We start from the raw sequence: 12,563 nt of genomic DNA, 5'->3' as shown, positions 1-12,563 counted from the left end.
TATAGGTCTGGACGTTCTCGGGCGCGATGAACTGGCCTGCCTGGTGACGCGCGACTGGTTCATGCGGTACTGCTACGCCCCCGAGGAGATCCAGCAGGCGCGGACCCTCGGGCAGGAGAGGCGCCTGGAGTACCTCGCCGGACGCTTCGCCGCCAAAGAGGCCGTCCTGAAGGCGCTGGGCAAAGGCCTGTTCCAGGGCATCACACCACGCAACATCCGCATCAGTCGTGCGGCCGATGGATCACCACGCGTAGAACTGCGCGCCGAAGCCGCCGAGGCGGCGTCCGGGCAGACCGTGCGGGTCTCGATCACCCACAAGGACAACGTGGTCGCCGCCGTGGCCCTCGTCTCCTGATGCGGCCCACCCTGCCGTTGTCGGCGACGGAAGAAAGGATGACGCATCCATGACTTCTCCTCCCGAGGGTGACGCGAATGCCGTCACAGCGCACCTGCGCATCAGAATCGGTCAGGAAGAGGCCCACTACGGCGGGGAACTCGTCGACGGCGCACGACTCCTGCGCCTGTTCGGGGACCTCGTCACCGAAATCACCATCCGTACTGACGGCGACGAGGGGCTGCTCGCCGCGTACTCCGACGTCCGCTTCACGGCCCCCGTCCGCCCCGGAGACTACATCGAAGCCACGGGCCGGCTCGTACGGAGCACCAAGCTGCGCCGCTTCGTGGCCCTGGAAGCCCGGAAGGTCATCGCCTCCTCCCACACGAGTCCCAGCGCGGCCCAGTCGCTGGCCGAGCCCCTCACGGTGTGCACGGCGAACGCGGTGACCGTCGTTCCCAAGCCGGGGCGGTCCGGGTCGCCCGACGGCGGACGGCGCCGGAGCGCGATGGACTCCGTGCTGACAGGAGGACGGTAGTGCCCCAGCATCCGACCCTTCACTCCCTGCTCGACGAGGCGGCCGCAGCGCACCGGGACCGGTGTGCCATGAGCACCGCCTCGGAGGCGATCACCTACGAGAACCTGGCGCGGGCCTCTCGCCATGCCGCGCATCTCCTGCGCGCGCACGGTGTCCGGCGCGGTGACCGGGTCGTCGTCTCCTCACCCGACGCGATCGCCGTCGCGGTCGCGGTTCACGCCGCCTCCCGAGCGGGCGCGATGTTCAGCGTGCTGCACGAGGACGTGCGGGACAGCCCGCTCCAGCATGTGCTGCGGGATTGCGAACCCGCTGTGGTCGTGACCGACGATCCAGGTGTCTCCGCCACAGCACGAGCACACGACGTGCGGGTCCTCTCCTCCCGGAAACTGCGCGACGCTCCAGCACCCGCGGAGGGCTCGCGCCTGCCGGACCCTCCACTCGGAGTCGACGGCGCGTGCCTGATCTACACCTCGGGCACCACGTCACTGCCCAAGGCGGTGGTCAGCACCCACCAGCAGATGCTCTTCGCCGCCCATGCCATCCAGGCCTGTCTCGCCTACCGTGCCGACGACATCGTCTACAGCCCTCTCCCCCTGTCCTTCGACTACGGCATGTACCAGATGTTCCTGACGTTTCAGGCCGGTGCGCAGTTGCGGGTGGGCCATGTAGCAGAGGTCGGTCCGCCGCTCCTGCGCGCCCTGCGGGACAGCCGGGCCACCGTGCTCGCCGGCGTGCCCTCCGTCTCCGACCGCCTGGCCTGGCTGGTGCGCAGGGCGAAGAACAAGCCCGCTCTACGTCTCCTGACCAACACCGGCGCCGCTCTCTCCGAGAAGACCATCAGCGACCTGCGCGAGGCGATGCCCACCCTGCGCGTGCAGTTGATGTACGGGCTCACGGAATGCAAGCGGGCCACCATCATGCCGCCGGACGGCGACCTCCGGCGGCCCGGCTCGTCCGGGAAGGCGCTCCCCGGCACCGAGGTCTTGACCGTCGATGACGACGGCGAGCGTCTGCCGGCAGGAGAGGTCGGCCAGTTGGTCGTCCGCGGCCCTCACGTCATGGCCGGGTACTGGCGGCGCCCGGAGATGACCGCCGAGCGCTTCCACCGGCGCGACGGCCTCTTCCCGGAACTGCGCACCGGCGACTACGGCTGGATGGACGACGAAGGCTACTTCTATTTCTCGGGGCGCCGTGACGACCTCTACAAGGAACGCGGATTCCGCGTCAGCGCCACCGAGGTGGAGGCCGCAGCCCGCCGTGTCGAAGGCGTCGACTCGGCAGCCGTGCTGCCGCCCGGCCCGAGGGCCGGGCACACCGCGGTACTGGCTGTGGTGACGCACCTGGACGGGCCCGAGGTGCTGGACCGTATGCACGGCCTCATCGAGGACTACAAGATCCCGCGCCGCTGCGTCCCGGTTCCAGGTCTCCCCACCAACCACAACGGAAAGGTCGACCGACACGCCCTGGCCGACCTCGTCCACGACCCCGCGAACGCATGAGAGGAGCAGGTTCGATGAGCCTCAACCGCACAGACGTGACCACCGCCATGGAGACGGCCCTGAGCAAAGTGCTGGACCGGCCGATGACCGAGCTCTCCGGACGGACCAGGCTCTTCGACGACCTTCACCTGGACTCCACCACGATGCTCGAGATGCTCATGGAACTCGAGGACTCCCTGGGCCTCGAGGTGGACCCCGAGGAACTCGAAGCCGACGACTTCGAGACCGTCGACACCTTCACCGACTTCGCCCTCGCCCAGCTCGAGACGCGCGACGCGGCCTGAACAACGCACGGGCGGGCCACCACAGGCCCCCGGCCGGACCGCCGAGCCCGCGCGGTCCGCGCGGTCCGCCGTACACGCAATCCGACACGAGCCCGAGGAGGCAGCCATGATCGTTCGCTCGTTCAAGGACATCGAAGGCACTGACCGGCACGTCAAGTCCCGCTCCGGAACGTGGGAGAGCAAGCGCATCGTCCTCGCAAAGGAAGGAGTCGGCTTCTCCCTGCACGAGACGACCGTCTACGCCGGCACGGAGACCACCATGTGGTACGCCAACCACATCGAGGCCGTCCTCTGCGTCGAGGGCGAGACGGAGCTCACCAACGAGGAGACCGGCGAGAAGCATCTCATCACCCCCGGCACCATGTACCTGCTGGACGGTCACGAGAAGCACACGCTGCGCCCCACCGTGGACTCCCGCTTCGTCTGCGTGTTCAACCCCCCGGTCACCGGCCGCGAGGATCACGACGAGGACGGCGTCTACCCGCTGCTCATCGAGGAGGCCACCGCGTGACCGCGCCGGCTGCCCTCTCCACCGCCCGCCGGGCCCGCCCCGAGTACCGGACCCCCCGTGTCGAGGACGCGCGGGCGATATGGCAGATGGTGCACGAGTCGGACGAACTCGACGACAACAGCCCGTACTACTACACGCTGTGGTGCCGCGACTTCGCCGAGACCTCCCTCGTGGCATCACTCGGCGACGACGTCGTCGGCTTCCTGACCGGCTACTTCCGCCCGGACCAGCCCGATACCTATCTGGTGTGGCAGGAGGCCGTGAAGCCGCGCCATGGCATCCCCATGCTCGGGGTGCAGTTGTTCGAGCAGGCCGCCGAACGTGCGGTGGGCAACGGCGCCCGCTACATCGAGGCGACCGTGTCGGCCGACAACAAGGCCATCATCATGGTGCTGAGGAAGTGCGCCAAGCGGTACCGGGCCCCCATCCACTCCGAGGTGCTGTTCCCTGCCTCGCTCTTCCCCGATGAGCACCACGATGAGGTGCTCTACCGAATCGGGCCCATCGAGTCGACGCCTGAACCCTGACGGCCCGCCTGGTGCGGTGTCACCACACGCGTACCCTCACCGTGCTCCGCGGAAGGTGCCGCGGTAGGCGCGTGGTGACACCCCCAGTGCTTCACGGAAGTGCTGGCGCATCGCGGTCCCCGTCCCGTAGCCGGCCGCGGCGGCGATGCGGTCCACAGGTTCGTCCGTGCGTTCCAGCAACCGGCGGGCGTACTGCAGGCGCTGCTGGCCGAGCCACCGCATCGGCGTCATGCCGGTCTCCTGACGGAACCGGCGGGTCAGCGTGCGCACGCTCGTCGAGGCTTGGCGGGCCAGGTCCTGCAGGGTCAGGGCCTCGTCGAGGTGTTCCACGGCCCAGGCGCGGGCGGCGGCGGTGAAGCTGTCGTCGCCATCGGGTACGGGACGGTCGATGTACTGGGCCTGGCCTCCTTCCCGGTGAGGCGGCACCACCGTGCCGCGGGCGACGGTGTTGGCGATGTCGGCGCCGTGGTCGCTGCGGATCATGTGCAGACACAGGTCGATTCCCGCGGCGACGCCCGCGGACGTCAAGACCCCCGCGTCATCGGTGTACAGCACGTCGGGGTCGACATCGATCTCCGGGTAGAGGGAGGCCAGTTCGGGGCATGACTTCCAGTGCGTCGTCGCTCGCCGACCCGCGAGCAGGCCCGCTGCCGCCAGGACGAACGAGCCGGTGCAGATGGAAGCCAGACGCGCTGTCGTCGGCACCTCCGTGAGAGCCGCCGCGACCGGCGGGCTCAGCAGGCCCCGCTGCTGCGGCCCGTAGTCCTCGACCGCGGCCGGCACGATCACCGTGTCCGCGTCGCGCAGGGCCCGCGGTCCCGTCGGCACGTTGACCGTGAAGTCGGCGTCGGTGGACACCTCGCCCGGTTCCACAGCGCAGGTCACGACCGAGTACAGGCGTCGCCCGGCTCCGCTCACCGCCGTGCCGAACAGTCGGTGCACGATCCCCAGCTCCATGGGCAGCAGGCCGTGACGGACCAGGACAACGACTTTGTGCACGGAATCGTCACTCAGTGTCATGGCCAGATTCTTGCACTACCTGTCCAAAGGGCCAGTGGTTTCCCGCCCCGCACTCACCGAAGGATGAAGACATGCACGACATCACTGGCCACCGCACCAAAGCCGCCGGGCGCCGCGCCTGGTGGGTAGCCGCCGTCACCGGAGTGGCGATCGTCGCCGCCGGGGCCTTCTCCACCATGCCGGGCATCCTGCAGGACCCCCTGCGGCAGGAGTTCCACTGGTCCCGCGGCTCCATCAGCCTGGCGGCCTCGGTGAACATGGTCCTCTACGGCCTCACGGCCCCCTACGCCGCCGCCCTGATGGACCGTTTCGGCATCCGCCGGATCGTCGTCGCCGCCCTGGGAGCCGTCGCCGCCGGAGCACTGCTCACCACCACGATGACCGCCGCCTGGCAGTTCACGCTCTTCTGGGGCTTCCTCGTCGGCCTGGGCACCGGATCGCTCTCCATGACCCTCGGCACCACCGTCACCAACCGCTGGTTCACCACCCGGCGCGGCCTGGTGACCGGCATCCTCTCCTCCGGCAGCGTCCTCGGCCAGATGGTCTTCCTGCCCGCCCTCTCCTGGACCATCGCCCACTACGGCTGGCGGCCCGCCCTCGTCAGCCTCGCTCTCGCCGCTCTGGGGGTCGCCCCGCTGATCCACCTCGTCGTGCGCGACCACCCCGCCGACGTCGGACGACGCCCCTACGGCAGCGACACCTTCATCCCGCGCCCCGCACCCGTTCCCGGCGCCGCCCGCCGCACCGTGACCGTCCTGCGCGGCGCTGCCCGAACCGGTCCGTTCTGGCTGCTCGCCGGTGCGTTCGCCATCTGCGGGGCGTCCACCAACGGCATCATGTGGACCCACTTCGCCCCGGCGGCTCACGACCACGGGATGCCCGTCACCGAGGCGTCGACGCTGCTGGCGCTCATCGGCGTCTTCAACGTGGTCGGCACCATCGCCTCCGGATGGCTCACCGACCGCGTGGACGCCCGCCGGCTCCTCGCCGTCTACTTCATCGTGCGCGGCCTGCTGATGATCAGCCTGCCTCTGATCATGACGGCCACGGTCAGCGTGCCGATGCTCGCCTTCGTCGTCGTCTTCGGCCTCCTCGACCTGGCGACCGTGCCGCCCGTCATCGCCCTGTGCCGGACCTTCTACGGTGACGACAGCGCCATCGTCTTCGGCTGGACCAACGCGGCACACCAGATCGGCGCCGCCTCCGCCTCTTTGCTCGGCGGCGTCGCCCGTGACGCGTTCGGCAGCTACGACCCGGTCTGGTTCGCTCTCGCGGCCCTCTGCGCGACCGCCGCCATGCTGTCCCTGGTCATCCGTCTCCGTCCTGCCGGCGCAGCCGAATCCGACGAGGAGGCCTGTGCGTCGCCCGCCATGAGGGGGTGACTGCGCACCCGGCCCGGCGAAGGCAGGCCGTGAACCGCCTGTGGGCCGTCGAAGGACGGCCCGCAGGCGTCGGCGTTCTCCAACGCTGACCGCCGCACCGCGGGTCGGGCGCTTATCAGGCTCCGGAGACCGAGGCCAGGTACGCGTTCGTCTTCTCCGGCTCGTAGAAGAAGTTCTCGAAGTCGGAGGGGTCGTTGAACCCGTTGGCGAAGCGGTCCGCGACCGGCTGGAGCTGTCCGGCGGCGCCGATCAGGTTCAGCACGTGCTCCGGCGGGGCGCCGAGCATCGCGTTGGTCCACTTCACGACGTGCTGCGCGGTCTCCCAGTAGCGGTCGAAGGCGGACTGCATCCACGCCGCGTCGAACTCCGCGTCACCGTGCTCGACGATCGAGTCGAGGTAGGAGTTCGCGCACTTGGACGCCGAGTTGGAGCCCTGGCCGGTGATCGGGTCGTTGGCGACCACCACGTCCGCGACGCCGAGGACGAGACCGCCGCCGGGGAGGCGGCCGATCGGCTTGCGGACGGTGGGGGCGTAGCGGCCGGCGAGCGTTCCGTTGGCGTCGGTCAGCTCGACCTTGGTGGCGCGGGCGTACTCCCACGGCGTGAACCGCTCCATCAGCTCCAGCGTCATCGCCAGGTGCTCGGAGGGGTCCCTGATGCCCTGGAAGGCGTCCAGCGGGCCGCCCGGTATGCCCTCCCAGAACAGGATGTCGGCGCGGCCGGAGGTGGTCAGGGTCGGCATCACGAAGAGTTCCCCGACGCCCGGCACCAGGTTGCAGCGGACCGCGTCGAACTCGGGGTGCTCGGGACGGGGGCCCATGCCGTGGACGTACGCGACGGCCAGGGCCCGCTGCGGGGCGTCGAACGGCGAACGGGCGGCGTCCCGGCCGAACATGGAGACCAGCTCGCCCTTGCCGGCCGAGACCAGCACCAGGTCGTAGGTGCGGGAGAAGTAGTCCAGGTCGGAGACGGCCGCCCCGTGGATGACGAGCTGTCCGCCGCGCTGGGCGAAGGTCTCCATCCAGCCGGCCATCTTCACCCGCTGGTCGACGGACTGGGCGAAGCCGTCCAGCCTGCCGACCCAGTCGACGGCGCGGGAGGAGTCGGGGGCGGCGACGGAGACGCCGAGGCCCTCGATCCTCGGGGCCTGCGACTCCCAGAAGTCGAGCTGGTAGTCCCGCTCGTACTGGAGCGCGGTGTGAAACATGCACTGCGTCGACATGACCCGGCCGGTGCGGATCTCCTCGGCGGTGCGGTTGGACATGAGGGTGACTTCGTAGCCCTTGGACTGGAGTCCCAGGGCGAGCTGGAGACCGGACTGCCCGGCTCCGACTATGAGTATCTTCCGCATCGCGGCTCTCCGTTGTGTGTGATCAGGGCGGTCCGGGGGCGCGGCTTTCAGGCCGGGGTGTGGGCGAGGGCGTGGCCCACCAGGGCCAGCAGCGACTCGACGACCGCGATCCTGTTGCGCGCGTCCATGATCACAACAGGCACGTGCGGGGGGACGGACAGGGCCTCCCTGACGTCCTCCACCTCGTAGCGGGGTGTGCCCTCGAAGTGGTTGACGGCCACGATGTACGGCAGCCCGCAGCTCTCGAAGTAGTCGAGGGCGGGGAAGCAGTCGGCGAGCCGCCGGGTGTCGGCGAGGACCACCGCGCCGATCGCCCCGCGCACCAGGTCGTCCCACATGAACCAGAAGCGCTGCTGGCCGGGGGTGCCGAAGACGTACAGGACGAGGTCGTCCTCCAGCGTGAGCCGGCCGAAGTCCATCGCCACGGTGGTGGTGGTCTTCTCGGGCGTCGCGGAGAGGTCGTCCGTCTCCTCGCTGGCCTGGGTCATCAGCGCTTCGGTCCGGAGCGGCGTGATCTCGGAGACCGAGCCGACGAACGTCGTCTTGCCGACGCCGAACCCGCCCGCCACCACGATCTTGGTGGCGATGGGGGCCCGTGTGTGGTCGAGCTGCCAGGCCTGGACGGATTCCTCCGTCCGCTCCCGGCGCTCCGGCTGACGCGGGGCGAAGAGCGGCGCCTCAGAGACGGCGGAGTCCATTGAGCACCCTTTCGAGCAGTGCGCGGTCGGGCTGACCGGTGCCGTGACCGGTTCCGTAGACGCGGATCTTTCCCTGGTCGGCCAAGTCGCTGAGCAGCACCCGGACGACTCCGAGCGGCATCTGCAACAGGGCCGAGATCTCCGCGACGGTACGCATCCGGCGGCAGAGTTCGACGATGGCCTGCAACTCCGGCATGACGCGCGTGGCGAGGTTGCCGTTGGCCAGCTCGCGGCGCTCGTCGGGCGCTTCGAGGGCCGCCACGAACGTCTCGACCAGCAGGACGTGCCCGAAGCGGGTGCGGCCGCCCGTGAGGGAGTACGGGCGGACCCGTGCCGGACGCTTGTCGGCCCCCCGGACGGGGAGCCTGGGGGCGGGTTCGGCGGCGGTGGTCACTGGGCGCTCTCCATCGACGTTCGCAGCTCGCTGCGGAGTTCGGGGGTGAGGACGTGACCGGCCCGGCCGACGAAGAGGGCCATGTGGTAGGCGACGACGCCGGTGTCGCAGTCCGGTGCGGCGTGCACGCCGAGCAGGGAGCCGTCGCTGATCGACATGACGAAGACGCTGCCCTCGTCCATGGCGACCATCGTCTGCCGGACGCCGCCGCCGTCCATCAGCTTCGCCGCTCCGAGGGTCAGCGAGCCGATCCCGGAGACGATGGTGGCCAGATCGGCGCTGGAGCCCCGGGGGCCGCCCGATGCGCCGGGCTCCGCCGAGGCGGTCAGGTGGCCGGGGTCGGAGGAGAGCAGCATCAGGCCGTCCGACGAGACGACGGTGACCGAGTGGACCCCTGGCACCTCCTCCACGAGATTGCTCAGCAGCCAGTGAAGGTTCCGGGCCTCGGTGCTCAGCCCGAACGTGCTGGGCGCAGTCAACTGCGTGCCTCCTCGACTGTGTCCCCCGTCTCTTCGTTCCGGCCGTCCGCGCGGTCGCCGGTGCGGCGGGTCCGCGCGTCGTGTGCGGTGCTCGTCTCGTGCCCCGTCGGGGCGGTGGGTACGCCTGCGCGGTCGGCGTCACCGGTGCTCCCGGAGATCTCCGCCTCGACGTCGCGCCGGCCCGCGCGGGCCGCCTCCTGGAAGCTGCCGAGCCGGCGGCGCAGGTCGTCCCGGTCCAGGCTGCCGGTGCGCCCGGCGGCGGGCTGGTCGTCGAGCCGGACGATCTTGGGGGTGCGCTTCGGCAGCCCCTTCCCGGTGAGCCGCTCGCCCTCGGGGCGGCGGGGGCCGGGCACGGTCTCGGCGGTGGCCGTCTCGGCGCGGGGGGCGGGGCGGGCGGCGGGCCGGTCCGGGTCCTGCTCCCCCCGGCCGCTCTCCGCCGGGCGCTCGTGGCGGTCGGGGCCGATGGCGTACGGGTCGGGCTGCGGGGCCGTGGCCGCCTCGGGGGCCGCCGGGGGCTTCGGCAGCCGGACCTGGAGGGTGATCTCCGGGTCCGACGCGGTGTCGCCCCCGGTCCCGGCCTGGGAGTCCGACGCGCTCTCGCCCCCCGTCCCGGCCTGCGGGTCCGACGTGCCGTCACCGTCCGTCCCGGCCTCGGGGGCGTGCGGCTGCGGCGGTACGGCGGTGGCTCCGGGAGCCTCGGGGGCCGCGTCCGGGGCGGGGGCGTCGGCCGCTGCGGCGTTCTCCCGGATCGCGCGCTCGGCGGCGGCGATCATGGGGTCGACGGCGGGCCCGGCCGCGTCGGCACGGTCGGACCCGGTGGTCCGGTCCGCTGCCGGCGCCGGCTCGGGCTCGACGGCCCGCTCGGGCGCGTCGCCCGCGGCGGCCTCGGGCGTCGCGGCGGCCCCAAGCGTCTCTTCGAGCGCCGCGGTCTCGGGCTGCGGCGTCCGCTCGGACTCGGTCCCGGACCCGGCGGGCGGCGCGGAGTCGGAGGCCGCGGGCAGGTCCGGTGACCGGCCGGGCAGGGAGTTGGAGTTGGCCTCGGCCACCGAGCCCGGCAGGCTGAGCGTCGGCTGCCCCTCGCCGGGCAACCGCACGGCGGGCGGCGTGGCGGCGGGCAGCGCGTTGGGCAGCAGGGCCTGCGGCAGGACGACGACGACCGTGACGCCGCTGCCCTTCTGCTCCCGCATCTGGACCCGCACCCCGTGCCGCGCGGCCAGCAGCGATGCCACCTGGAGGCCGAGTCCGGCGCCGGCCGCGTCGGCGTGCCGGTCCTCCGGCGCGGCGGAGGCCGGGTCGGCCAGCCTGGCGTTGAGCTCCTCCATCCGGGCCGCCGAGATGCCGATGCCCGCGTCCGACACAGAGAGCATCACCTCGCCGTTCTCCAGCAGCCACCCGGACAGCTCGACCGTGGAGTCCGGCGGCGAGAAGGCGGTGGCGTTCTCCAGGAGTTCGGCGAGCAGGTGGCTGAGGTCGTCGGCGGCGAACCCGGCGATCTGGGCGTGCGCCGGCAGGGACTGGATGGTGACCCGCTCGTACCGCTCGATCTCGCTGACGGCCGCGCGTGCGACGTCGACCAGCGGGATCGGCCCGACGTGGCCGTGGCCGTGCTCGGCCCCGGCGAGGACGAGCATGTTCTCGCTGTGGCGGCGCATGACCGTGGCCATGTGGTCGAGCTTGAACAGCGTGGCCAGGCGCTCCGGGTCCTGCTCGCGCTCCTCCAGGCTCTCGATGACGCCGAGCTGGCGCTCGACGAGGCCCAGGGAGCGCAGCGAGAGATTGACGAAGGTGTGCTGGACCGTGTTCCGCGACCGCTCCAACTGCGCGGTCACCTCGGCGACCCGGGCCTGGAGTTCGGCGCGCTGGAGAGCGAGGGCCTCGCGGTCGGCGGCCGGCTCGTCGCGGTCGGCGGCCAGGCTCTCCCCGTGGTCGGCGTACTCCTCGTACAGGGTGGTGAACTTGTCGTGCAGGGTGTTCATCGACCGTACGACCTGGGCGTACTCGTCGTTGCGGCCGGTGTAGCGGACCGGTTCGGCGCTCTCCGGCTCCTCCGCGAGGCGGGCGGCGCCGATGCGCAGGACGGCGAGCGGCTGGGTCAGGGTGCGGGCGACGGCGGTGGAGACGCCGACGGCGAGCAGGAAGCAGCCGCCGAGCAGGGCGATGGCCAGTTCGAGGGCGGTGACGTCGTCGTCGCGCAGCCCCTCCAGGCTGCGCACCTGGGCGGCGGAGAGGGCCGACTCGACGCTGCGCATCCGGTCGACGCGGGCCGAGAGCGCGGCTTCCAGCTTCTCGGGGGAGACCCGGCGCTCCGCCTCGGACAGCTCGGGGCGGTCGGTGAAGCGGGTGAGGTACTTCTCCGCGCTGTTGACCTCGGGGCCGGTGACGGTGGCGGCGAGCCGGTCGCGGGCGGTGGGGCTCGCGGCCAGGTCGAAGTCGGCGAGCGAGGCCAGTTCGCGTACGCGGGCCTGCTGGGCGGCGGCGCTCAGCTCGTCGCGCTCGCGGTCGGCCCGGCTGTCGCCCTCGTCCTGGGTCCGCACGGGCAGACCGGTGAAGGGGTCGGTCCGCGGGGCGGCGGGCTCCGTGCCGGGCACGGCGAGCGCCGCGAGGAGGAGCCCGCGCGTCGCGGAGGCCTGCTCGGCGGCGGCGCCGAGGGCGAGCGGGGCACGGGTGGCGTCGGCGGCGCGCGGCGGGGTCTTCTGGGCCAGCTCGGCGGCGATGCCGTGGAGCTTGGCGATGACGTCGGCGTACGCCTGGTGCGCCTGCCGGGCCGTGCCCTTGCCGCTGAGCGCGTCCCGGCGCAGGGCGGGGACGGTGGAGAGGTCGCGGCGCAGGGCGGCGGGGGCCGCGTCGTGGATCTCGTCGATCTGCTGGTCGACGCGGGTGGCGCGGGCCGCGCGGTTGCGCGCGCCCTCCCTGTCGTCCTCCTCACGGCCGTCGGCGATGTACGCGGTGACCGCGTCGCGCTCGTCGGCGAGGGAGTGGGCGAGGGTGACGGCCTGCTGGTTCAGCTCGGCGAGGGTGACCAGCCGCTGGGACTCGCTCAGGTCGGCGGAGGCGCCGAGGACGGCGGGCGCGCCCGCCGCCACGACGATGACGCCGACGACCGCTACTCCGGCGACCAGCCGGCTGCGGACGCGTACCCTCCGCTTGCCGCCGCCCGGTGCCGGTGGCGTCGCCCCGGACCCGTCGCGCGTCGTGCCTTCGCTCCGCGGCCGCTTCTTCTGCACCGGTGCTCGCAATCTTGACTCGTCCACCCTTGAAGCAGAGGTGACGCACGGTCACGTAGAGGGCGCCCCCGCTCCTGGTACGGCTTCCGACCATTCCAGCGCCGTCGAGGGGGAGGCGCGCATCAACCGCTCCGCCACTTGAACGAGTGAACATCCTCCTGAGTTGACGAACAAGTCTCCCCCGGTCCGTCCCTGACCATGCATCGGCTCCGGGGTGGAACTTCCGGTCCGGCTTTGGCAGGATGCCCGCCCGCACCCGGCGGGCGGCCCCGCCGCCGCCCCGCCCCGCCTCGTTGACCTGCTGTTATCGGCCAAGGGTCAC

Annotated in this window: 13 protein-coding genes; 7 read left to right on the top strand and 6 right to left on the bottom strand. The window is 71.7% G+C overall.

Translation table 11 applies throughout. The annotated features are described in order from the left end of the window. Positions 1–43: 43 nt before the first annotated feature. From acpS to ectA, 6 genes are all read left to right on the top strand, one after another. Positions 44–355 (top strand): holo-ACP synthase, encoded by a 312-nt coding sequence (gene acpS, locus ACZ6EJ_RS15120; protein ID WP_469267442.1) that lies wholly within the window; start codon positions 44–46, stop codon positions 353–355. Positions 356–404: 49 nt separating this feature from the next. Further along, the gene (locus tag ACZ6EJ_RS15115; protein WP_469267441.1) at positions 405–872 is read left to right on the top strand and encodes a hotdog fold domain-containing protein; all 468 of its coding nucleotides are present in this window, start codon (positions 405–407) and stop codon (positions 870–872) included. Further along, positions 872–2,371, top strand: a complete 1,500-nt coding sequence (locus ACZ6EJ_RS15110) for a class I adenylate-forming enzyme family protein (protein ID WP_469267440.1) — start codon at positions 872–874, stop codon at positions 2,369–2,371. Before ACZ6EJ_RS15115 ends, ACZ6EJ_RS15110 begins: the two co-directional genes overlap by 1 nt. 14 nt (positions 2,372–2,385) lie before the next feature. Continuing rightward, on the top strand, positions 2,386–2,655 hold the full coding sequence (locus ACZ6EJ_RS15105) for an acyl carrier protein (RefSeq protein ID WP_469267439.1): 270 nt from the start codon (positions 2,386–2,388) through the stop codon (positions 2,653–2,655). A gap of 106 nt (positions 2,656–2,761) precedes the next feature. Then, positions 2,762–3,166, top strand: coding sequence for an ectoine synthase (locus ACZ6EJ_RS15100; RefSeq protein ID WP_469267438.1), 405 nt, complete (start codon positions 2,762–2,764; stop codon positions 3,164–3,166). Next, positions 3,163–3,693, top strand: coding sequence for a diaminobutyrate acetyltransferase (gene ectA, locus ACZ6EJ_RS15095; RefSeq protein ID WP_469267436.1), 531 nt, complete (start codon positions 3,163–3,165; stop codon positions 3,691–3,693). Before ACZ6EJ_RS15100 ends, ectA begins: the two co-directional genes overlap by 4 nt. A 36-nt stretch (positions 3,694–3,729) precedes the next feature. Here ectA and ACZ6EJ_RS15090 read toward each other — a convergent pair whose 3' ends face one another. Then, positions 3,730–4,713, bottom strand: a complete 984-nt coding sequence (locus tag ACZ6EJ_RS15090; RefSeq protein ID WP_469267435.1) for a GlxA family transcriptional regulator — start codon at positions 4,711–4,713, stop codon at positions 3,730–3,732. A 71-nt stretch (positions 4,714–4,784) separates the two neighbouring features. Between ACZ6EJ_RS15090 and ACZ6EJ_RS15085 the strand changes: the two genes are divergently transcribed. After that, positions 4,785–6,095, top strand: coding sequence for an MFS transporter (locus ACZ6EJ_RS15085; RefSeq protein WP_469267434.1), 1,311 nt, complete (start codon positions 4,785–4,787; stop codon positions 6,093–6,095). 115 nt (positions 6,096–6,210) lie between these two features. Here ACZ6EJ_RS15085 and ACZ6EJ_RS15080 read toward each other — a convergent pair whose 3' ends face one another. Genes ACZ6EJ_RS15080 through ACZ6EJ_RS15060 form a run of 5 tightly spaced genes read right to left on the bottom strand, consistent with a single transcriptional unit; the run spans position 6,211 to position 12,241 of the window. Next, entirely contained in the window at positions 6,211–7,446 is a 1,236-nt protein-coding gene (locus ACZ6EJ_RS15080; protein ID WP_469267433.1) for a styrene monooxygenase/indole monooxygenase family protein, read from the bottom strand. Positions 7,447–7,493: 47 nt separating this feature from the next. Continuing rightward, positions 7,494–8,144, bottom strand: a complete 651-nt coding sequence (locus tag ACZ6EJ_RS15075; protein WP_469267431.1) for a GTP-binding protein — start codon at positions 8,142–8,144, stop codon at positions 7,494–7,496. Next, on the bottom strand, positions 8,125–8,538 hold the full coding sequence (locus tag ACZ6EJ_RS15070) for a DUF742 domain-containing protein (RefSeq protein ID WP_469267430.1): 414 nt from the start codon (positions 8,536–8,538) through the stop codon (positions 8,125–8,127). The genes ACZ6EJ_RS15075 and ACZ6EJ_RS15070 overlap by 20 nt, the downstream gene beginning before the upstream one ends. Further along, positions 8,535–9,017 (bottom strand): roadblock/LC7 domain-containing protein, encoded by a 483-nt coding sequence (locus ACZ6EJ_RS15065; RefSeq protein ID WP_469267428.1) that lies wholly within the window; start codon positions 9,015–9,017, stop codon positions 8,535–8,537. Before ACZ6EJ_RS15065 ends, ACZ6EJ_RS15070 begins: the two co-directional genes overlap by 4 nt. Continuing rightward, a complete protein-coding gene (locus tag ACZ6EJ_RS15060) occupies positions 9,014–12,241 on the bottom strand; it encodes a sensor histidine kinase (RefSeq protein ID WP_469267517.1) in 3,228 nt (1,075 codons plus the stop codon). The genes ACZ6EJ_RS15065 and ACZ6EJ_RS15060 overlap by 4 nt, the downstream gene beginning before the upstream one ends. Positions 12,242–12,563 lie beyond the last annotated feature (322 nt).

It is taken from the genome of Streptomyces sp. NPDC041970 (genome assembly GCF_055588985.1).
The sequence above is the reverse complement of the archived record's forward strand: the minus strand, read 5'-3'. Positions and strand labels throughout refer to the sequence as shown.

Bases quoted from the DNA above. Each gene is read 5' to 3' on its own strand.
- ACZ6EJ_RS15075 (WP_469267431.1), bottom strand. From the start codon at position 8,144: ATGGACTCCGCCGTCTCTGAGGCGCCGCTCTTCGCCCCGCGTCAGCCG.
- ACZ6EJ_RS15080 (WP_469267433.1), bottom strand. From the start codon at position 7,446: ATGCGGAAGATACTCATAGTCGGAGCCGGGCAGTCCGGTCTCCAGCTC.
- ACZ6EJ_RS15090 (WP_469267435.1), bottom strand. From the start codon at position 4,713: ATGACACTGAGTGACGATTCCGTGCACAAAGTCGTTGTCCTGGTCCGT.
- ACZ6EJ_RS15115 (WP_469267441.1), top strand. From the start codon at position 405: ATGACTTCTCCTCCCGAGGGTGACGCGAATGCCGTCACAGCGCACCTG.
- ACZ6EJ_RS15100 (WP_469267438.1), top strand. From the start codon at position 2,762: ATGATCGTTCGCTCGTTCAAGGACATCGAAGGCACTGACCGGCACGTC.
- ACZ6EJ_RS15105 (WP_469267439.1), top strand. From the start codon at position 2,386: ATGAGCCTCAACCGCACAGACGTGACCACCGCCATGGAGACGGCCCTG.
- ACZ6EJ_RS15085 (WP_469267434.1), top strand. From the start codon at position 4,785: ATGCACGACATCACTGGCCACCGCACCAAAGCCGCCGGGCGCCGCGCC.